The sequence below is a fragment of the Pseudomonas sp. LARHCG127 genome (assembly GCF_052871455.1).
This window is the reverse complement of the sequence record NZ_JBIXJT010000004.1, coordinates 343,179-363,868: the sequence shown is the minus strand read 5'-3', so window position 1 is coordinate 363,868 and position 20,690 is coordinate 343,179. Positions and strand designations below refer to the sequence as shown.

The 20,690-nt window shown below is 62.4% G+C and carries 20 protein-coding genes; 15 read left to right on the top strand and 5 right to left on the bottom strand.

Annotation, left to right across the window (positions count from 1 at the left end):
• The first annotated feature begins 79 nt into the window (after positions 1-79).
• The 5 genes from ACIPQ1_RS09925 (at position 80) to ACIPQ1_RS09905 (ending at position 4,192) form a co-directional block, all read left to right on the top strand.
• The gene (locus ACIPQ1_RS09925; RefSeq protein WP_053118752.1) at positions 80-796 is read left to right on the top strand and encodes a TetR/AcrR family transcriptional regulator; all 717 of its coding nucleotides are present in this window, start codon (positions 80-82) and stop codon (positions 794-796) included.
• Between the two features lie 150 nt (positions 797-946).
• On the top strand, positions 947-1,501 hold the full coding sequence (locus tag ACIPQ1_RS09920) for a hypothetical protein (RefSeq protein ID WP_250963613.1): 555 nt from the start codon (positions 947-949) through the stop codon (positions 1,499-1,501).
• Positions 1,502-1,537: 36 nt separating this feature from the next.
• A complete protein-coding gene (locus ACIPQ1_RS09915) occupies positions 1,538-2,815 on the top strand; it encodes a flavohemoglobin expression-modulating QEGLA motif protein (RefSeq protein ID WP_003185001.1) in 1,278 nt (425 codons plus the stop codon).
• A gap of 145 nt (positions 2,816-2,960) precedes the next feature.
• A complete protein-coding gene (locus ACIPQ1_RS09910; protein ID WP_446534024.1) occupies positions 2,961-3,866 on the top strand; it encodes an alpha/beta hydrolase in 906 nt (301 codons plus the stop codon).
• Positions 3,863-4,192: a hypothetical protein gene (locus ACIPQ1_RS09905; RefSeq protein WP_250963611.1), complete on the top strand. Its 330-nt coding sequence runs from the start codon at positions 3,863-3,865 to the stop codon at positions 4,190-4,192. The genes ACIPQ1_RS09910 and ACIPQ1_RS09905 overlap by 4 nt, the downstream gene beginning before the upstream one ends.
• 191 nt (positions 4,193-4,383) lie before the next feature.
• Here ACIPQ1_RS09905 and ACIPQ1_RS09900 read toward each other — a convergent pair whose 3' ends face one another.
• The 3 genes from ACIPQ1_RS09900 to ACIPQ1_RS09890 form a co-directional block, all read right to left on the bottom strand.
• Positions 4,384-5,172 (bottom strand): OmpA family protein, encoded by a 789-nt coding sequence (locus ACIPQ1_RS09900; protein WP_186728987.1) that lies wholly within the window; start codon positions 5,170-5,172, stop codon positions 4,384-4,386.
• A 51-nt stretch (positions 5,173-5,223) separates the two neighbouring features.
• A complete protein-coding gene (locus ACIPQ1_RS09895; protein ID WP_186705469.1) occupies positions 5,224-5,637 on the bottom strand; it encodes a DUF4398 domain-containing protein in 414 nt (137 codons plus the stop codon).
• Positions 5,638-5,923: 286 nt separating this feature from the next.
• Positions 5,924-6,268, bottom strand: coding sequence for a hypothetical protein (locus tag ACIPQ1_RS09890; protein ID WP_003198166.1), 345 nt, complete (start codon positions 6,266-6,268; stop codon positions 5,924-5,926).
• Between the two features lie 180 nt (positions 6,269-6,448).
• Here ACIPQ1_RS09890 and ppc point away from each other — a divergent pair, with 180 nt between their 5' ends.
• The 7 genes from ppc (at position 6,449) to ACIPQ1_RS09855 (ending at position 13,895) form a co-directional block, all read left to right on the top strand.
• Positions 6,449-9,079: a phosphoenolpyruvate carboxylase gene (gene ppc, locus ACIPQ1_RS09885; protein WP_446534023.1), complete on the top strand. Its 2,631-nt coding sequence runs from the start codon at positions 6,449-6,451 to the stop codon at positions 9,077-9,079.
• 292 nt (positions 9,080-9,371) lie between these two features.
• Complete coding sequence (gene adk / locus ACIPQ1_RS09880) at positions 9,372-10,019, top strand: adenylate kinase (protein ID WP_072408226.1); 648 nt, start codon at positions 9,372-9,374, stop codon at positions 10,017-10,019.
• A 94-nt stretch (positions 10,020-10,113) separates the two neighbouring features.
• On the top strand, positions 10,114-10,791 hold the full coding sequence (gene tsaB / locus ACIPQ1_RS09875; RefSeq protein WP_411386591.1) for a tRNA (adenosine(37)-N6)-threonylcarbamoyltransferase complex dimerization subunit type 1 TsaB: 678 nt from the start codon (positions 10,114-10,116) through the stop codon (positions 10,789-10,791).
• Positions 10,792-11,156: 365 nt separating this feature from the next.
• Positions 11,157-11,465 carry a hypothetical protein gene (locus ACIPQ1_RS09870; RefSeq protein WP_186705474.1) on the top strand — a complete coding sequence of 103 codons (309 nt, stop codon included), beginning with the start codon at positions 11,157-11,159 and terminating at the stop codon, positions 11,463-11,465.
• The gene (locus tag ACIPQ1_RS09865; RefSeq protein WP_446534022.1) at positions 11,465-12,325 is read left to right on the top strand and encodes a DUF72 domain-containing protein; all 861 of its coding nucleotides are present in this window, start codon (positions 11,465-11,467) and stop codon (positions 12,323-12,325) included. The genes ACIPQ1_RS09870 and ACIPQ1_RS09865 overlap by 1 nt, the downstream gene beginning before the upstream one ends.
• A 33-nt stretch (positions 12,326-12,358) precedes the next feature.
• A complete protein-coding gene (locus tag ACIPQ1_RS09860) occupies positions 12,359-13,180 on the top strand; it encodes an isocitrate lyase/PEP mutase family protein (protein ID WP_446534021.1) in 822 nt (273 codons plus the stop codon).
• Positions 13,181-13,196: 16 nt separating this feature from the next.
• On the top strand, positions 13,197-13,895 hold the full coding sequence (locus ACIPQ1_RS09855) for an extensin-like domain-containing protein (protein ID WP_411386593.1): 699 nt from the start codon (positions 13,197-13,199) through the stop codon (positions 13,893-13,895).
• Between the two features lies 1 nt (position 13,896).
• Here ACIPQ1_RS09855 and ACIPQ1_RS09850 read toward each other — a convergent pair whose 3' ends face one another.
• Positions 13,897-14,517, bottom strand: coding sequence for an energy transducer TonB (locus ACIPQ1_RS09850; protein ID WP_434705117.1), 621 nt, complete (start codon positions 14,515-14,517; stop codon positions 13,897-13,899).
• A 109-nt stretch (positions 14,518-14,626) separates the two neighbouring features.
• On the opposite strand from ACIPQ1_RS09850, the gene ACIPQ1_RS09845 reads away from it, so the two are divergent.
• Positions 14,627-15,409, top strand: a complete 783-nt coding sequence (locus ACIPQ1_RS09845; protein ID WP_250963603.1) for a class I SAM-dependent methyltransferase — start codon at positions 14,627-14,629, stop codon at positions 15,407-15,409.
• 261 nt (positions 15,410-15,670) lie between these two features.
• Here the strand turns inward: ACIPQ1_RS09845 and ACIPQ1_RS09840 are convergent, their stop codons facing one another.
• The gene (locus tag ACIPQ1_RS09840; RefSeq protein ID WP_411386595.1) at positions 15,671-16,306 is read right to left on the bottom strand and encodes a TetR/AcrR family transcriptional regulator; all 636 of its coding nucleotides are present in this window, start codon (positions 16,304-16,306) and stop codon (positions 15,671-15,673) included.
• Positions 16,307-16,399: 93 nt separating this feature from the next.
• On the opposite strand from ACIPQ1_RS09840, the gene ACIPQ1_RS09835 reads away from it, so the two are divergent.
• Positions 16,400-17,500 (top strand): efflux RND transporter periplasmic adaptor subunit, encoded by a 1,101-nt coding sequence (locus ACIPQ1_RS09835; protein WP_186705481.1) that lies wholly within the window; start codon positions 16,400-16,402, stop codon positions 17,498-17,500.
• 5 nt (positions 17,501-17,505) lie between these two features.
• The gene (locus ACIPQ1_RS09830) at positions 17,506-20,571 is read left to right on the top strand and encodes an efflux RND transporter permease subunit (RefSeq protein WP_434572114.1); all 3,066 of its coding nucleotides are present in this window, start codon (positions 17,506-17,508) and stop codon (positions 20,569-20,571) included.
• Positions 20,572-20,690: the final 119 nt, after the last annotated feature.

The window sequence follows — 20,690 nt, the reverse complement described above, 5'->3', positions numbered from 1 at the left end:
TCGATGGGCGGCTTTTTATTGCCTGTCTGGTACAAACGTATCAATTGCTTACTTTTTCAAAGAGCGAGGAAGACCTGTCGTGAATCGTGCAATGGCTTCAGAAGGTGCAGCGGGCGTCGCCACGGCTGTCGCTGAAAGTGTTCAGTACCAGGGCCGCAAGGCCAGCCGACAGGGCAGTGAGCAGCGTCGCCAGGAGATTCTCGACGCGGCCATGCGCATCGTGGTGCGCGATGGCGTGCGTGCGGTGCGTCACCGTGCGGTGGCCGCCGAAGCGGGCGTGCCGCTGTCGGCCACTACGTACTATTTCAAGGACATCGACGATTTGCTCACCGATACCTTCGCCCAGTATGTGGAACGCAGCGCGGCGTTCATGGGCAAGCTGTGGGCCAACAACGAAGGCCTTCTGCGGGAGATGGTCGCCTATGGTGACGGCAGCGCCCAGTCGCGCTCGCAACTGGCGGACGACATCGCGCGGATGACCGCCGACTATGTGCGGCATCAACTGGACAGCCGTCGCGAGTACCTGATGGCCGAGCAGGCCTTTCGCCAGGAAGCCCTGCTCAACCCACGCCTGGCGGAGTTGGTGCGTTCCCACCAGCAGATATTGCTGCATGGCACGTGTCAGTTTTTCCAGGTTTTAGGCTCCCGCGAACCGCAACAGGATGCCAAAGTGTTGACGGCGATTATCGGACGGATGGAATATCAGGGCTTGCTCAATGGCGCCGAGCCGGTAGCCGATGAAGACATGCTCGGCATCCTGACCCGCTACATGCACCTGGTACTGGCGTCGGTGTGATCCAGATGGGTTCACCACAGCCCTTGTGGCGAGGGAGCTTGCTCCCGCTGGGCTGCGCAGCAGCCCCTTTTTTGTGAGCGCTGCGCACTCAAGCGGGAGCAAGCTCCGTCGCCACAGGGGATAAAGCGACCTGTGCCATAGGGAGTTCAAATGAAAGCCTGGCCTGCCGTTGTACTGGCCGTGTCGTTGCTGCTGCTCAGTGGTTGCCTGGTGTCCTTCAAGGCGCCGTTACCCGACAGCGAAGCCGCGCCCGCCGGCCTGCTCGGCCAATGGACCAGCACCAACGCCTGGGGCGAACCGTTGAACCTGGAGTTGACGCAAGTCGGCAAGCACCGCTACCAGGCCATCAGCTACTTCAGGGCCCGGCCCCATGAGCGCGAAGCCATCCCCCTGACCGTCTCCCGTCATGGCAGTCGCTGGTACCTGTCGGCCAAGGTGCCGGCCCGCTACGGTGGACATTTCCTGATCGCCGGTTTCGAATTGACCGATAAACAGGAACTGGTGGTCTACAACCTGGACCTGGAACAGATCAACCAGGCCATCGGCCAGAAGATCCTCAGCGGCCAGCCGAACCAGAGCGAAGAAGGTGACGGTGTGTTGGTGGACAGCGACATGAACAAGGTTTTCAGCTACCTCGACGACCCGGCCAATTCCGATGTGTTCTCGGAAGCCGTGCGTTACCAGCGACTGGCCAAATCCCAATAATTGCAACAAGCGGACGTTTTTTCACAGGAGTTTTCGGTGGACGATTACCAGCAGACGATACGCACCTTGTCCGATCGCATTGTGCTGGCGCAAACGCCGATTCGCATCCTCGACGCGGTGAAGTGGGACGAGAACATCCGCAAGGGGTTTCTCAAGGCCAAGGGCAAGGAAATGCCTGCGGTGGATCGCGACTATTACCTCAACCGGCCGTTGTCTTTTGACTCCAGCAAAGTGAAGCTGGAGTTCCAGAACATCGAGCGCGACATCACCCGCCAACTGGGGCAGTTCAACCCGGTGGGCCAGATCATGCGCCGCATGTGCAAGGAATACCGCATGGTGGTGCGCATGCTCGAAGCGCGTGGCACCGAGGATTTCGGGCTGATTTCCCAGGAGCTCTATGGCGCCGCCTCCGATGCTTTTCACGCCGGCGACCCGACCCTCGCCGACCTGGGCCTGATGCTCTCCGATTACCTGAACAACATCGATGGCCGTGGCGACCTCAAGGACGAGCCGAAAGTCCTCAGTGCCAAGGAAGCCGTCAGCCTGTTGCAGCATCGCCTCAACCGGGTGTTCGGCGAAGCCGAGGAAACCATCCGCGTGTTCGAGTCCGACGGCATCGTCGCCGACGCGGCGGCGGGCGCCGACTACATCAAGATCCGCACCGATGCGATGTTCAACGAGCGCGACGTACGAGCGCTGGAGGTCCACGAAGGGCTGGTGCACGTCGGCACCACCCTCAACGGCTTGAACCAGCCGATCTGCACCTTCCTGTCCAAGGGCCCGCCCTCGTCCACGGTGACCCAGGAAGGCCTGGCGATCCTGATGGAAATCATCACCTTCGCCTCCTACCCGAGTCGCCTGCGCAAACTCACCAACCGCACCCGGGCCATTCATATGGTGGAGGAGGGCGCCGATTTCCTGCAGGTCTTCGAGTTCTTCCGCGAGCAGGGTTTTGAGATGGCCGAAAGCTACGGCAACGCCAGTCGGGTGTTCCGTGGCTCGGTGCCCACCGGGCTGCCATTCACCAAAGACTTGTCCTACCTCAAGGGCTTCATCATGGTTTACAACTACATTCAGTTGGCCGTGCGCAAAGGCAAGCTGGAGCAGGTGCCGCTGCTGTTCTGCGGCAAGACCACCCTGGAGGACATGCGCACGTTGCGCCAGTTGGTGGACGAAGGCCTGGTGGTGCCGCCTAAATACTTGCCTGAGCAATTCCGCGACATGAATGCCCTGTCGGCCTGGATGTGTTTCTCCAACTTCCTGAACCACCTGAGCCTGGACCGGATCGAAGCGGATTATTCGAATATCCTTTGAATAACACCCCATCCTTTGTGGGAGCGAGCCTGCTCGCGAAAGCGGTTGAACATTCAACATCAATGTTGACTGCAACACCGCTTTCGCGAGCAGGCTCGCTCCCACAGGGGACTGCGTTTACTTCTAACTTGCGAGGCTTCACCGGATGCGAACCCTCGGCATCATCTGCCTGCTGCTGGCCCTGGGCGGTTGCAGCTCCCTGTTGTTCTATCCCGAACGCGGCCTGCCGTTTACCCCGGAGCGGGCCAAGCTCGAGTACCGCGACGTCACCCTGACCACCGCTGACAATCTCAAGCTCCGTGGCTGGTGGCTGCCCGTCAAACCAGGCGTGGAGGTCAAGGGCACGGTCCTGCATTTGCACGGCAACGGCGGCAACCTGGCGTGGCACCTGGGCGGGAGCTGGTGGTTGCCCGAGCAGGGCTACCAAGTGTTGATGGTCGATTATCGGGGTTATGGCGTGTCCGAAGGCGAGCCGAGCCTGCCGGCGATCTACCAGGACATCGACGCCGCGTTCCAATGGCTCGACCAGTCGCCCGAGGTCCAGGGCAAGCCGCTGGTGCTGCTCGGCCAGAGCCTGGGCGGCGCGCTGGCGGTGCATTACCTGGTCGAACATCCCCAGCGTCAACGGCAGCTCAAGGCCCTGGTGCTCGACGGCGTGCCCGCCAGCTATCGCGACGTCGGGCGTTTTGCCCTGAGTACCTCGTGGCTGACCTGGCCGTTCCAGGTGCCGTTGTCCTGGCTGGTGCCGGACGGTGACAGCGCGATCAGCTCCGTGGCGCAGTTGAACGGCGTGCCGAAGTTGATCTACCACAGCCTCGACGACCCCATCGTGCCCCTTTCCAATGGCATCCGCTTGTATCAAGCTGCGCCGCCGCCGCGGGTCCTGCAGCTGACACGGGGCGGCCATGTGCAGACCTTCGCCGACCCGACGTGGCGCACCGTGATGCTGCGCTACCTCGACGATCCCCGGCATTTTGACGGCCTGCGCCGCCTGGGGGAGGTCCCGAACTACCCGAAATCACCCGTTGAACCACCAGAGAACCCGCAATGAGCGAAGAACGTAACGCCATCCCCCTGATCATCACCGGTATCTGCAGCATCCTGGGTACCGTCGCCGTGCTGTGGTACTACGGCTACCTGCATTTCGCCAAGCCCGAGGATGCGTTGCTGCTCGACCAGTTCACCATGCTCAAGACCGTGCCGGGGGAGGACTACAAGGTGTCCCTGGAACCCGCGCCCCAGGTCGCCCAGTGCATCGATGGTGTGCTGGTGTTGTTCGACACCGAGCAGAAAGGCCTGACCGGCGTGTTGATCAACGAGAAGAAACGTGCGGTGCGGTGCATGGGGCAGGAAACACCACAAAAACTGCAGCCTTAAGCGATTCGATTTACCTGTGGGAGCGAGCCTGCTCGCGAAAGCGATAGCCCAGCCGACACCTGTATTGACTGAATGACCGCCTTCGCGAGCAGGCTCGCTCCCACAGGGATTGTGTACAGCCAAATATCTTCAGCCATGAAAAAGCCCCGCCTGACGAAACCAGGCGGGGCTTTTCAGTTGCACTCAGCCGATCAGTTGGCGCTCATGGTCGAGCGCGGGGCCACTGGCTGGTTGTCGTTGGAGATGGTCACTTCCACGCGACGGTTCATGGCGCGGCCCGAGACGCTGGTGTTGTCCGCCACCGGGAATTCCTTGCCATAGCCCTGGGTCACGATGCGAGCCGGGTCGACGCCCATTTTCACCAGGGCGGTACGCACCGAGCTGGCGCGGCGTTCGGACAGCGATTGGTTGTAGGAATCCGAGCCGGTGCTGTCGGTGTAGCCTTCGATGATCACCTTGCGGTCCGGGTTTTCCTGGAGGAACTGCGCCAGTTTGCTCACATTCGTCATGCCGCTGGTGCGCAGGTCGGACTTGTTGGTGGCGAACAGCACGTCGCCGAAAGTCACCAGCGTCCCGCGTTCGGTTTGCTTGGCGTTGAGGCTGTCTTGCAGTTGCTTGATCTGCGCGTTGCGCGCGTCGAGCAGGGCACGGGCGCGTTCGTCGCCGGCGTTTTTCAGTTCGGCTTCGGCATTGCGCAGGGCGATGGTCTGCTTGGCCACTTCGACGCGCTGGTTGGTCAGGTAGGCCAGTTGGTCGACCTTGGCTTCGTCTTCCCGATCCAGGTAGGCCTTGTCGGCCTTGGCCAGGAAGTCCGCCGCGTCCTTGGTTTCCAGGGCGGCCACTTTGGTCGCCGCCGGGTCGGCTTGCAGGCCGTTGTAATTGGTCCGCGCCTGTTCGAGATTGGCGTTCGGGTCGTGGGAGCAAGCGGCCAGGGCTACGCAGGCAGCGAGCAGGGCGGGCATCATCAAGTGTTTGTGCATCATAGTCTGTCGTCCTTTTATCAATGAGAAGTACGTCGTGGCGTGATCGGTTTACTGAACCTTGTTCATGCCTTCCTGACGCAGTTCCTGAACCCCTTTCTGAGAGTCCTTGAGGGCTTGTTCGGCCTTGGCGGCCTGAGCCTTGCGCTCGGCGACGCGGGCATCCCACTCGGCTTGTTCGGCCAGTCGCTTGGCTTCTTCGTAGTTCTCGTCATGCATGGCGATTTCGGCTTGCTTGAGCTTGTCCTGGGCCGATTTCATTTCCACGGCGGCAAATTCGGTACCACCGGCGCTGACGGCGCTGTTGACCGCCGACTGGGTCACCGCGTACTGCTCCGAAGGTGGGTTACCGGCGCAACCGGCGAGAATGAAGCTGCTACCGATCGCCAGGGCAGCCAACTTCAAGCCGCGCAGGCCACTGGATGAGGGTTTGGCAGTGCAGGTATTCATAGGCTTCAACTCCATTGGAAAACTCCTGAAAAAAACGACAAATCCATGCTGGGACCGAAGCCATGACGTCTGGTTTGGTGTTGGCGCCAAGGCGCGTTTATTTAAACGACCGTTCCAGTATGGTTACTCGGTGTGACCCGAGGCGTTTTTCAAAAGTTCAGCGAGGATGGCCATTCGCCAAAAGAATTACTGACTGATCGGTCAGCGACAGAAAAGCTGAACTTTCAAGGCGCGCAGCGGTATTCCCGGCGTAGGTGGGAAAGGCCCCGCGCCGGAAAACCGCAACCTGGAATGAAGGGAATCAGTGTTTGGATTTGTCGTTCTGCGAGGAAAGTTCGTGCAGATGCCGGCGCGACAGGGCGAGGAATCGTGGGGTCGGTCCTACGTCTTCATACAGCGGGTCACCTTCCTCATCGGTGGCGACAACTTGCGAACCCTTGATGTAGGGGAAGCTCGCTTCCAGCTCTTCCAATGCGGCCCCGATCAGCTCGCCCAGCAGCTCCTCGGGCTGGCGCTTGGGGTACATGTCGCAGATCGCAGCCAGGCGTGCGGCGGCTTCGACGTCCAGATGGATCGTGTAGCCCGTCTGGGTCAGGCGGCCCTTGGCGTTTTCTTCCCAATGCTGGGCAAGTTCACGAATTTTCATGATGACCTCAATCAGCCTGCTCGTGGCAGGCGCGGTGAGTGACAAGCCGTTGTGTGGCTTACCCATGAGACTAGCTTTGTTGTGCAAGGTTTAAAGTCCCTTCGTCGCTTGTCATAAGCGACGGGCATCGGCACTCTCTGATCCAAGAGCTGTCCGGACTTTTTTGCTGGAGAAATGCTGATGACCGATATCGATGCCCGCTTGCGCGAGGATGTCCACCTGCTTGGCGAACTGCTGGGCAATACCATCCGCGAACAGTACGGGGACACGTTTCTCGACAAGATCGAGCAGATCCGCAAGGGCGCCAAGGCTGACCGACGCGGTTCCGTGGATGCCGAACTCAGTGCCAGCCTCAATCAACTGAGCGAGGACGAACTGCTGCCGGTGGCGCGCGCGTTCAACCAATTCCTCAACCTCGCCAACATCGCCGAACAGTACCAACTGATCCATCGCCGCGAAGAATCGCAACCGGCGCCCTTCGAAGCACGGGTCCTGCCTGAGTTGCTTGCCCGGCTGCGGGCCGAAGGCCATGGCGCCGAGGCCCTGGCCCGGCAGTTGGGACGCCTGGAAATCGAACTGGTCCTCACCGCCCATCCCACGGAAGTGGCCCGCCGCACCCTGATCCAGAAATACGACGCCATCGCCGCGCAACTGGCGGCCCAGGATCATCGCGACCTGACCAGCGCCGAGCGCGCGCAAATCCACGAGCGCCTGCAACGCTTGATCGCCGAAGCCTGGCACACCGAAGAAATCCGCCGCACCCGGCCGACCCCGGTGGACGAGGCCAAGTGGGGCTTCGCGGTGATCGAGCATTCGCTGTGGCACGCCATTCCCAATTACCTGCGCAAGGCCGACCAGGCCTTGCATGCCGCCACCGGGCTGCGCCTGCCGCTGGAGGCCGCGCCGATCCGCTTTGCCTCGTGGATGGGCGGCGACCGTGACGGCAACCCGAATGTCACCGCCGCCGTGACCCGCGAGGTGCTGTTATTGGCGCGGTGGATGGCGGCGGACCTGTACCTGCGTGACGTCGACCAACTGGCGGCCGAACTGTCCATGCAAAACGCCAGCGAGGCCTTGCGGGCCCAGGCCGGCGACAGCGCCGAACCGTATCGTGCCGTGCTCAAGCAACTGCGCGAACGCCTGCGCGCCACCCGCAACTGGGCCCACGCCTCCTTGAGTGCCGCCACGCCGCCGGGCGCCGAGGTGTTGCAGCACAACCGCGAACTGCTGGACCCCCTTGAGCTGTGCTACCACTCCCTGCATGAATGCGGCATGGGTGTGATTGCCGATGGGCCGCTGCTCGATTGCCTGCGGCGGGCGGTGACCTTCGGCTTGTTCCTGGTGCGCCTCGATGTGCGCCAGGACTCGACGCGCCATGCCGCCGCCATGACGGAAATCACCGACTACCTGGGCCTGGGTCGCTATGAGGATTGGAACGAGGAGCAGCGCGTCAGCTTTTTGCTGGAGGAGCTGAACAACCGGCGTCCACTGCTGCCGGCCCATTTCAAGCCCTCGGCCGACACGGCGGAAGTGTTGGCGACGTGCCGGGAAGTGGCCGCGGCGCCGGCGGCGTCCCTGGGTTCCTACGTGATCTCCATGGCCGGCGCGGCGTCCGATGTCCTCGCTGTGCAACTGTTGTTGAAGGACGCCGGGGTGTTGCGGCCGATGCGAGTGGTGCCGCTGTTCGAGACCCTGGCCGACCTGGACAACGCCGGGCCGGTGATCGAGCGGCTGTTGCTGCTGCCGGGCTATCGTTCACGGCTGCAGGGCCCTCAGGAAGTGATGATCGGCTATTCCGATTCGGCCAAGGACGCCGGGACCACGGCGGCGGCCTGGGCGCAATATCGGGCCCAGGAACGGCTGGTGGACATCTGCCGCGAGCAGCAAGTCGAATTGCTGTTGTTCCACGGTCGTGGCGGCACCGTGGGCCGTGGTGGCGGTCCGGCGCACGCGGCGATCCTGTCCCAGCCACCGGGCTCGGTGGCCGGGCGTTTCCGCACCACCGAGCAGGGTGAAATGATTCGTTTCAAATTCGGTCTACCGGACATCGCCGAACAGAACCTCAATCTGTACCTCGCCGCAGTGCTTGAAGCGACGTTGCTGCCACCGCCGCCACCCACGCCCGAATGGCGACACCTGATGGACGAATTGGCTGCCGATGGCGTCAGTGCCTACCGCGCGGTGGTGCGGGAGAACCCGCAGTTCGTCGAGTACTTCCGCCAGTCCACCCCCGAGCAAGAACTTGGCCGCCTGCCCCTGGGCAGCCGGCCGGCCAAGCGTCGCGCCGGCGGCATCGAAAGCTTGCGGGCGATTCCGTGGATCTTCGGCTGGACCCAGACCCGCCTGATGTTGCCGGCCTGGCTCGGCTGGGAAACCGCACTGAGCAAGGCCCTGGAGCGTGGCGAAGGGGCGTTGCTGGGGCAGATGCGCGAGCAATGGCCGTTCTTCCGGACCCGCATCGACATGCTGGAGATGGTGCTGGCCAAGGCCGACGCCGACATCGCCCGCTCTTACGACGAGCGTTTGGTGGAATCTGGGCTGCTGCCTTTGGGTGCGCATTTACGCGACCTATTGTCGCAGGCCTGCACGGTGGTGCTTGGCTTGACCGGTCAGTCGCAGCTACTGGCACATAGCCCAGCCACGCTGGAATTCATCCGCCTGCGCAACACCTACCTCGACCCGTTGCACCTGTTGCAGGCCGAACTGTTGGCGCGCTCACGCCAGCAGGAAGTTGCCCAAGGCAGCCCCGTGGAGCAGGCATTACTGGTGTCTGTGGCGGGGATTGCCGCCGGGTTGCGCAATACCGGCTAAGATCAGGCAGCGCACCGAAACGGCTCGCCCGGCGTTCCCGGGCGTTGTTCGGCGGGGGCGGGGACAGGTCGACCAGGCGACAGTTTGTTGCCCGGTTGCGACGCTCGCCACCCCCTCCGAAGGTCGTATCGGGCGCGGGTTCCTCCGACTTTCGGCGGCTTGTGTGGGTCGGGCCTGCTGTGTATCTTGATCAGCCTTTGGCCGTTTGGGCGGTCACGATCCAGTTTTTCGAAGATTGGCCCCGCGAGGCGAATCCGAGCGTTTTACATAAAAAAATTTGAGGAGCACATCGATGCGCGTCATTCTGCTGGGAGCTCCCGGGGCCGGTAAAGGTACTCAGGCAAAGTTCATCACCGAAAAATTCGGTATCCCGCAAATCTCCACCGGCGACATGCTGCGTGCCGCGGTCAAGGCGGGCACGCCACTGGGCGTTCAAGCCAAGAGCATCATGGATGCCGGCGGCCTGGTGTCGGATGACCTGATCATCGCCCTGGTCAAGGATCGCATCGCTCAACCCGACTGCGCCAATGGCTTCCTGTTCGATGGCTTCCCGCGCACCATTCCCCAGGCTGAAGCCCTGGTGACTGCCGGTGTCGAACTGGATGCAGTGGTCGAGATTGCCGTTGAGGACGAGGAAATCGTCCAGCGCATTGCTGGTCGCCGCGTTCACGAGCCTTCCGGCCGCGTCTACCACACCGTCTACAATCCGCCGAAAACCGAAGGCAAGGACGACGTGACCGGTGAAGAGCTGGTGCAACGCAAGGACGACACCGAAGAAACCGTGCGTCATCGCCTGTCGGTCTACCATTCCCAGACCAAGCCGCTGGTGGACTTCTACCAGAAACTGTCGGCTGCCAATGGCAAGCCGAAATACAGCCATATCGAAGGCGTCGGTTCGGTTGAAGCGATCACCGCCAAGGTGCTTGCAGCCTTGAGCTGAAAAGCCTGATCAGTTGCATCAACTACGGCCCGCTTGCGGGCCGTAGTTGTTTATACTGGCGCACTTTTTTCCCACCTGATTTACGGACACATCGATGAGCACCTTGCTGGCCCTGGACACCGCGACTGAAGCTTGCTCCGTTGCCTTGCTGCACGACGGCAAGGTCACGAGCCATTACGAGGTGATCCCGCGCCTGCACGCGCAGAAGCTGCTGCCGATGATCCAGCAACTATTGAGCGACGCCGGCACGACCTTGCAGGCGGTGGATGCGATTGCCTTTGGCCGTGGGCCGGGGGCGTTTACCGGTGTGCGCATCGCCATCGGTGTGGTGCAAGGGCTGGCATTTGCCCTGGAGCGTCCGGTGCTGCCGGTATCGAACCTCGCGGTGCTGGCCCAGCGTGCCTTGCGCGAACAGGGCGCTCGCCAAGTTGCCGCGGCCATCGATGCGCGCATGGATGAGGTGTATTGGGGCTGCTATCGCGAAACCGACGGCGAGATGCGCCTGGTCGGTGCTGAAGCGGTGTTGCCGCCCGAAGCGGCGGCGTTGCCGGGCGATGCCAGCGGTGATTGGTTCGGCGCCGGCACCGGTTGGGGCTATGGCGAGCGGATCGGTGTCAGTCTCATCGGCCAGGACGCCTCGATGCTGCCCCATGCCGAGGACCTGCTGGCCCTGGCACGCTTCGCCTGGGAACGTGGCGAGGCCATTCCAGCGGATGATGCACAGCCCGTTTACTTGCGGGACAAAGTCGCAACACCCAAGTCCGAGCGGTAAAAAGCATCACTCCGCTCTCGAGCGGGCAGCGTTGTGGCGAGGGAGCTTGCTCCCGCTGGGCTGCGAAGCGGCCCCCAGAAAATTGATTTCAGGCCGGCAAGATAAGGCGCGAATCATATTTCGGGGCCGCTTCGCGCCCCAGCGGGAGCAAGCTCCCTCGCCACAAAAGCATGGGGTCACCCCAAAAAGCGGTGTTGTCGCAAAGTCATTTACGCCCCCAAAAGTCACACCCGACCTTGCCAGTCGTCACTTTTTCCGCCCGTTTTTAAACCTTTTCGACTTTATGTGTTCTAGTTATCACTTGCGCATTTGCGCGGCTGCGAAAGTGCCGCTAAATTGCCATCATTGATACCGAGCATTCTGTTATGCGTATAGACGGCGTTTCATCCCAGTCCTACCCCATCAAGCGTCGGCCTCGTGCGGGTAAAGCCAGCGAGCCGGAAAACTTCGATGACATCGATGGCGAGGTGGAGTTTCCGTCTGAAGAGCAACTGGCCGCCCGTGCCGCCAAAGCCTCTGCGCAACGCCTGAGCAATCTCCCCGCCCGTCAGCAAGACATGCTTTATCACCGTGCGATGAGCCGCAGTGTCTCCACGGCCCTGGCGAGTTACCTGAGCACCGCCGGTTTTGTCGATTGGGATATGGAAGTGCTGGGACTCGATCTCTACATCTGATGGTCTTGCCTTACTACCTGGGCTGTCCGTCCTGGAGCGAAAACGCCTGGCGCGATTACCTTTATCCCCAGGATGCGAAAAGCACCGATTTCCTCGATCTCTATTCCCAAGTGTTCAATGCCGTGGAAGGCAATACGACCTTCTATGCCAGCCCGTCTGCGACGACCGTGCAGCGCTGGGCCGAGATCATGCCCAAGCACTTTCGCTTCACTGCCAAGTTCCCTGGCGACATCAGCCACAATGGCGACTTGCGCGAGCGCCTGACGGCCACTGAAACCTTCCTGCAACTACTCAGCCCCTTGGGCGAACGCGTTGCGCCGTATTGGCTACAACTGTCCAAGGCCTTTACCCCGAATCGGTTGCCGGAACTGGCGGGGTTCATCGACGCCTTGCAGCGCCCCTTGGCCGTCGAAGTCCGTCACGACGAGTTCTTTGCCAAGGGCGACGCCGAACGACAGCTCAATCGCTTGTTGCTCGATCGCGGCGTCGAACGCATCTGCCTCGATCCCCGGGCCCTGTTCAGTTGCACCTCCCTTGATCCCGCCGTGCTTCACGCACAATCGAAAAAGCCCCGGGTGCCGCCCCGGCCCGCGGCGTTCACCCAATGTCCGCAAGTGCGTTTCATTGGTCATCCGGTGCTGGAAGCCAACGAGCCGTTCCTGACGCCGTGGGTGGAGAAAATCGCCGGCTGGATCGAAGAAGGGCGCACGCCCTATATCTTCCTGCACACCGCCGACAACCGGCTGGCCGCCAGGCTCGCGCAACGTTTTCACGAGCGATTGATGCATCGATTGCCTGGCTTGCCGGCCCTGCCTGCGCTATATAGAGAGCCCGCCGCCGAGCAACTGGGTTTGCTCTGAGGCCCACTCCCTCTCTGCTCAGGAGCGAACTACATGGAAGCGCACATTCGTCGAGCCCAGGCGTTCAAGGCCCTGCACGAACGCGAAGGGGCTTTTGTCATTCCCAACCCGTGGGATGCCGGTTCGGCCAAGATGCTGGCCAGCCTCGGCTTTGAAGCCTTGGCGACCACCAGTGCCGGTCACGCCTTTTCCCTGGGCCGACCCGATGGCGCGCTGGGCCTGGAAGACACCCTGGCCAACGTGCGGGCGATTGTCGCGGCCACTGATCTGCCGGTGGCCGTGGACCTGGAGAACGGTTTTGCCGATGCTCCCGAGGATTGCGCCCGCAGCCTGCTCCGAGCCGCGGAGGCCGGCGCGGTGGGTGGTTCGATCGAGGACGCCACGGGGCGCGAAGACAGCCCGATCTATTGCTTCGACCACGCGGTAGCTCGGGTCAAGGCCGCCGCCGAGGCCGTGCGCAGCTTGCCGTTTCCCTTCCTGCTGACGGCCCGGGCGGAAAATTTCCTGCATGGCAATCCGGACCTGGACGACACCATTCGCCGCCTCAAGGCCTTCGCGGACGCGGGGGCCGACGTGTTGTACGCACCGGGGCTGAGCAGCGCGGAGCAAGTGCTCGCGGTGGTGCAGGCCGTGGCGCCAAAACCGGTGAACGTGCTGATGTCCGGGGCGCTGGACTTGACGGTGGCGCAGTTGAGCGAATTGGGCGTCAAGCGCATCAGCGTCGGCTCGGCGCTGGCCCTGGCCGCGTATGGCGAGTTTTTCCGCGCCGCCGAGGAGATCCAGGAGCAGGGCACATTCACCTTCACGCGCCGCTCGATGCCGTTCAAGCAGGCCAACCAATTATTCAAGGGTTGATGCCCGAGGCAATATCGTGCGGTTTTTGAAAGCGCTTGCGGTCGTGGCCCTGCTCATTGGCCTTGCCGTGCTGGGGGTATGGCGCGGCTGGGTGGCGCTGCCGCCCCAATGGAATCCCTGGGCGCCTTTGGACGTCAACCTGGCGCCCAACCTGCTCACCCGTTTCAAACTCATGGCCCTGCGCAACGACCCGCAGCTGTGCGACCAGGCCCTCGCCACCTCCGGGCTGCGCACCGCGCGCCAGGCCGACAGCGGCGCCAATACCACATGCCCATTGACCAATGTCTTGAGGGTGCAGGGCGGTGAGGTGGCCTTGAGCAGCAGCTTCCTCGCCAGTTGCCCGCTGGCGGTGGCGTTTGCGTTGTTCGAGCGTCACGGGTTGCAGCCGGCGGCCATGGCGGTCTACGGGCAGAAAGTGACGCGGGTCGATCACCTGGGCAGTTTCGCCTGTCGCAACATGTACGGGCGTGAGAGCGGGGCGCGCAGCCAGCACGCCACCGCCAGCGCGCTGGACATCGCCGGGTTTCGCCTGGCCGATGGGCGCACGATCAGCGTGCTCAGGGACTGGCCCAAGGACACGGCCGATGCGCGCTTTTTGCGTCAGGCTCGGGATGGCGCCTGCGATATGTTCAGTGTGGTCTTGAGCCCGGATTACAACGCGGCGCACCGCAACCATTTTCATCTGGATGTGGGGCCATGGTGGATCTGTCGTTGATTTAAGCGGCGATGCGCAGGTTCTGCAGCACGATCGGACGTGCCCAGCGGGTGTCGAAGTCCAGTTGTTTCTGCTGCGCCACCAATTCCTCTTCCGGGAACGGCGGGAACGGCTTGTCCAGCAGCTCGAGTTCGAATTCGGCGATCGGCAGGTGCAAGGGGCGCGGTTGTGGCGCCGGGCCCGGTTCCGGCAGCGGTTGGCCGGCGGTGAGGACGAGTGGACGGACCCAGTTGCTTTCGAAGGTCTGCTGGTGTTGCTGGGCAACGATTTCTTCTGGCGGGAACGGCGGGAAGGGTTTGTCCAGCAGGTCGAGTTCGAATTCGGCGATGGGCAGGAACAGCGGTTCTGGCGGCTTGACCTGTGTTTCGGTCACTTCGCAGGTGCGCTGGCTGACGATGTGCGCCAGCAGTTCGGCACCGAGGGTCGGTTCAACGGCCTCATCGAGGGGCTCTGGCTGGTAGCTGCCGGGTGCCGGTGCGTTATCACCCAGTTGATCGGCCAGGGCCCGGGCAAAAAAATCCTGCCACAGGTGACTGACGCCGCTCAGCGCTTGGGTGTTACGCAGGCTGTAATCGCCGTAAGGGGAGATAACGCCTATCGATGTGGATTGAATGTCTGACATTTTTCTCGGTCGACGCTCAGCTCTGGCAAAATGCCGTTCACCGTTGTTATCGGCCGTTTTTGCCGATCCTTAATTTTTTGAGCATGTTTTCCATAAGTGAACAACTTCCATGAGTGAGCAACCCGCGGCCTGCCGCATCCATGTCGAGGCCCTGGCCCCGGCCTTCCAACCGCAGGCCGAACACTGGGCCGAGCGGCTTGGCCTGCCTTTGCAAGGGGACGAAGGCGAGTTCGCCTTGCAGGTCGGTGAGCAAGGGGTGCAGTTGCAGCAGTTGGGTCCGGATGCGCCAGGGCCGGTGCGCGTGGACTTCGTCGAGGGTGGGGCGGCCCATCGGCGGTTGTACGGCGGCGGCAGTGGCCAGATGATCGCCAAGGCAGTCGGGATCGCCCAGGGTGTGCGCCCGCGGGTGCTGGATGCCACCGCCGGGTTGGGCAAGGATGCGTTCGTGCTGGCCAGCCTGGGCTGTGAAATGAGCCTGATCGAGCGTCAGCCGCTGATTGCGGCCTTGTTGGAGGATGGCCTGGCTCGTGGCGCAGAGGACTTCGACGTGGCGCCGATCGTGGCGCGCATGCGCCTGCTCAAGGGCAACGCCATCGAGGTGATGCGCAACTGGGAAGGCGAACCGCCCCAGGTGATCTATCTGGACCCGATGTTCCCTCATCGTGAAAAAACCGCTCTGGTGAAGAAGGAAATGCGCCTGTTCCGGCCCCTGGTGGGCGATGACCCGGACGCCCCGGCGCTGCTCGCCGCGGCCCTGGCCTTGGCGACTCATCGAGTGGTGGTCAAGCGCCCACGCAAGGCCCCGTGCATCGAAGGGCCGAAGCCGAGCCATGGGCTCGATGGCAAGTCCAGTCGCTACGACATCTATCCGAAGAAAGCGCTCAAGCCTTGAGACCGAGTGGCCTGCATCGCGAGCAAGCTCGCTCCCACAGGGGCCGGTGGCGGGCGCTGATTCTGTGAACCCCGTCGATCAAACTGTGGGAGCGGGCTTGCTCGCGAAAGCGGTGGGTCAGTTGGTGAAGGTGTTGAATAGGCCGCCGTCTTCGCGAGCAAGCCCGCTCCCACATTGGATCTGTGGTGTTCATCAAACCCTGTGGGAGCGAGCTTGCTCGCGATGAGGCCCAGACAGCCAGCAAAAATTCCGCTGACTGGCCTAAGGCCGATAAGCCCGCACGAACAACCCCACCACTTCCTGCACATGGGCCTCGGCGGCTTCGGGTTCCGGGGCCGGGCCGCAGCCTGACAACAAGCGGAAGTTCGCCGCGCCCTTGATCAAGCAGAAGAAGTGTTCGGCGGCATTGCGCGGTTTATCGATGCTCAGGGCGCCGCTCTGGTTGACCTTGGCCAGCAGCCGCTCCATGCCTGAGAGCATCCGTTGCGGACCGGCTTCGTAGAAAATCGTCGACAGCTTCGGGTCTTGGCTGCCCAGGGCCATGATCAGGCGATGCAGGTTCAACGATTCATCGCTGTTGATCAGTTGATTGAACCCGCGGGCAATGTTCAGCAACACGTGTTCGATCGGAACGCCGTCAGGCCATTCGTAAAACAGCGATGGCACCTGCTCTTCACATTTGGCCATCACGGCAGCGGAAAACAGCGTCTCCTTGTCGTTGAAATGGCTGTAGACCGTCAGCTTCGAAACGCCCGCCTCGGTGGCGACGGCGTCCATGCTGGTATTGGCATACCCCATGCTCAGGAACAGGCGTTTCGCCGCGTCGAGAATGGCCTGGCGCTTGGCCAGGTCCTTGGGGCGGCCAGGGCCGCTAGGGGATGAAGGATTGTTCGACATTCTTCGCTTTAATACTGGACTGGTGAGTTTGCTATTAATAACATACTCGCCAGTATAATTATTCCAAGCACCATTAGCGAAAGGTCACTCGCCATGTTCCGCTATGCCCTGCCCCTCGCCATGCCAGTCGCCCTGGCTTTTTTATTGTCTGCGTGCGGTCATGACGAGCCGGTGCCCGTCGCCGTGCGTCCCGCCATGGTGGTCAAGCCTGAGCCGTCGGCCCAGGCGATGGACAGTTACCCTGGCGAAGTGCGAGCACGTTTCGAGCCTGAACTGGCCTTTCGCATTGGCGGCAAGGTGAGCCGGCGACTGGTGGAAGAGGGGCAGCGGGTCAAGGCCAATCAACCGCTGGCCGAGCTCGACCCCGAGGACGTGCGCCTGCAACTGGAAGCGACCCGTGCCCAGGTCGCTGCCGCCGAGGCCAACCTGAACCTGGTCCGCGCCGAACGTGACCGCTACAAGACCTTGATGGAGCGGCAGATGGTCAGCCGCTCCCAATACGACAACGCCGAAAACCTCTACCGCTCCGGCACCGCACGGCTCAAGCAGATCAAGGCCGAGTTCGATGTCGCCAACAACCAGGCCAGCTATTCGGTGCTGCGTGCGCCCCAGGATGGCGTGGTGGCCCGGCGTTCGGTGGAAGTCGGGCAGGTGGTTTCGGCGGGACAAACCGTTTTCACCCTGGCCACCGATGGCGAGCGTGAAGTGCTGATCAGCCTGCCGGAACAGGGCTTTGGCCGGTTCAAGATCGGCCAGCCGGTGTCGGTCGAGTTGTGGAGCCAGCCTGACCAGCGCTTCAGCGGGCGGATTCGTGAGCTGTCGCCGGCCGCCGACCCCAAGTCCCGCACCTTCGCCGCCCGCGTGGCCTTCACCGCCGGCAGTGTTCCGGCGGAGCTGGGCCAAAGTGCCCGGGTGTTTATCCAGACGGCTGAAAAGGCGCCGCTGTCAGTGCCGCTATCAGCCCTCACTGCCGAGAATGGCGCCACCTACGTCTGGGTCGTCAACCCGGACAACACGGTCAGGAAAGCCCCGGTGCGCGTGGGTGCCTTCGGCGAAAAAACCGTGCCGGTGCTCGAAGGCTTGAGCGCCAATGACTGGGTGGTGGCGGCTGGCATACATGTGCTCCTCGACGGCCAGCAGGTGCGGCCGGTGGATCGCTCCAACCGCGTGGTCAACCTGGCGGCCAAGGAGTAATCCCAATGGGTTTCAATCTTTCCGAATGGGCGTTGCGTAACCGCCAGATCGTACTGTTCCTGATGCTGTTGCTGGCCATTGTCGGGGCGCTTTCCTACACCAAGCTCGGCCAGAGCGAAGACCCGCCGTTCACCTTCAAGGCCATGGTCATTCGCACCGTGTGGCCGGGGGCGACGGCCGAGGAAGTGTCGCGCCAAGTCACCGAGCGTATCGAAAAAAAGCTGATGGAAACCGGCGATTACGAAAAGATCGTCTCGTTCTCCCGCCCGGGGGAATCCCAAGTGACTTTCGCGGCGCGTGATTCCATGCATTCGGCGCAGATTCCCGAGCTGTGGTATCAGTTGCGCAAGAAGATCGGCGACATCCGCCACACCTTGCCGCCGGATGTCCAGGGGCCGTTCTTCAACGATGAATTCGGCACCACCTTCGGCAATATCTACGCGCTGACCGGCGAAGGCTTCGACTATGCCGTGCTCAAGGACTACGCCGATCGCATCCAGCTCCAGCTGCAGCGAGTCAAGGATGTGGGCAAGGTCGAACTGATCGGTTTGCAGGACGAGAAGATCTGGATCGAGTTGTCAAACGTTAAGCTGGCGACCCTCGGCCTGCCCTTGGCGGCGGTCCAGCAGGCCCTTGAAGAGCAGAACACGGTTTCCACCGCCGGCTTCTTCGAAACCGGCAGCGAGCGTTTGCAGCTGCGGGTCTCGGGAAATTTCCAGACCGTGGAAGAGATCCGCAACTTCCCGATCCGGGTCGGCGATCGTACGTTCCGTATCAGCGACCTGGCGGACGTGCGTCGCGGTTTCAACGACCCGCCGGCGCCCCGCATGCGCTTCATGGGCGAAGACGCCATTGGCCTGGCCGTGGCGATGAAGCAAGGCGGGGATATCCTGATTCTGGGCAAGGCCCTTGAGGTCGACTTTGCTCGCCTCCAGAACTCACTGCCGGCCGGCATGCAATTGCACAAGGTGTCGGACCAGCCGGCGGCGGTGAAAACCGGGGTCGGTGAGTTCGTCCAGGTGCTGGTGGAAGCACTGACGATCGTGTTGCTGGTGAGCTTCTTCTCCCTCGGGCTGCGCACCGGGATGGTGGTGGCCCTGGCGATTCCTCTGGTGTTGGCGATGACCTTCGCCGCCATGTATTACCTGGGGATCGGCCTGCACAAGATTTCCCTCGGTGCGCTGGTGTTGGCCCTGGGGCTGCTGGTGGACGACGCGATCATTGCCGTGGAGATGATGGCGATCAAGATGGAGCAGGGCTTCGACCGGATCAAGGCGGCCAGCTTCGCCTGGACCAGCACCGCATTCCCGATGCTCACCGGTACCTTGATCACGGCGGCGGGCTTCCTGCCGATCGCCACCGCGCAATCGGGCACCGGCGAATACACCCGTTCGATTTTCCAGGTGGTGACACTGGCATTGCTGGCCTCTTGGGTGGCTGCCGTGGTGTTCGTACCGTACCTGGGGGAAAAGCTCCTGCCGGACCTGGCGAAAATTCACGCGGCTAAACATGGCACGACTGACGGCCAGACCGACCCTTACGGCACGCCGTTCTATCAGCGTGTCCGGCGGATGGTGGAGTGGTGTGTGCGTCGGCGCAAAACCGTCATCCTGCTGACCGTGCTGTTGTTTGTCGGCTCGGTGGCGTTGTTCCGTTTCGTGCCGCAGCAGTTCTTCCCGGCATCGGGGCGGCTGGAGCTGATGGTCGACTTGAAGCTGCAGGAAGGCGCCTCCCTGAGCAATACCGCCGAGCAGGTCAAGCGCCTGGAAGCGCTGCTCAAGGACCATGCCGGCATCGACAACTATGTGGCCTACGTCGGCACCGGTTCACCGCGCTTCTACTTGCCCCTGGATCAACAGCTGCCGGCCTCCAGCTTCGCCCAGTTCGTGGTGCTGGCCAAGACCATCGAAGATCGCGAGCCGTTGCGCAGTTGGTTGATTTCGACCCTGAACGAGCAATTCCCGACCCTGCGCTCGCGGGTCACGCGCCTGGAAAACGGCCCGCCGGTCGGCTATCCGGTGCAGTTCCGCGTCACGGGTGAGCACATCGAAGAAGTCCGGGCCCTGGCGCGGAAAGTGGCGACAAAAGTTCGCGAAAACCCCTACGTGGTCAATGTGCACCTGGACTGGGAGGAGCCGAGCAAGGTGGTGTACCTCAACGTTGACCAGGACCGCGCCCGGGCCCTGGGCGTCAGCACCACCCACCTGGCGAGTTTCCTGCGCAGCTCCCTCACCGGCTCCAGCGTCAGCCAGTACCGGGAAGACAACGAACTGATCGAGATCCTGCTGCGCGGTACGGTGCATGAGCGCACCGAGCTGTCGTTGCTGCCGAGCCTGGCGGTGCCGACCGACAACGGCAAGAGCGTGGCCTTGTCGCAGATCGCGACGTTGGAATACGGTTTCGAGGAGGGCGTGATCTGGCACCGCAATCGGCTGCCGAGCGTGACCGTGCGGGCCGATATCTACGGCAAGGAACAACCGGCGACCCTGGTGCAACAGATCTTCCCGACCCTGGACCCGATTCGCGCCGAGCTGCCGGACGGTTACCTGCTGGAAGTGGGCGGTACGGTGGAGGATTCGGCCCGTGGCCAGAAATCGGTGAATGCCGGTGTGCCGTTGTTCATCGTGGTGGTGCTGACGCTGCTGATGCTGCAACTGCGCAGCTTCTCACGCACGGCCATGGTGTTCCTTACGGCGCCCCTGGGGTTGATCGGCGTCACGCTGTTCCTGCTGGTGTTCCGCCAGCCGTTCGGCTTCGTCGCCATGCTGGGCACCATTGCGCTGTCGGGGATGATCATGCGCAACTCGGTGATCCTGGTGGACCAGATCGAGCAGGACATCAAGGCAGGGCTGGCGCCTTGGCAGGCGATCATCGAAGCCACGGTGCGGCGCTTCCGCCCCATCGTGCTCACCGCTCTGGCAGCGGTGCTGGCGATGATCCCGCTGTCGCGCAGCTTGTTCTTCGGCCCGATGGCGGTGGCGATCATGGGCGGCCTGATCGTGGCCACGGCGTTGACGCTGTTGTTCCTGCCGGCGTTGTATGCGGCGTGGTTCAGGGTCAAGAAAACCTGATCAACAGGTGTACACCTAACCTGTGGCGAGGGAGCTTGCTCCCGCTCGGTTGCGCAGCAACCGCAAAAGCTTGGGGCCGCTGCGCAGCCCAGCGGGAGCAAGCTCCCTCGCCACAGGAT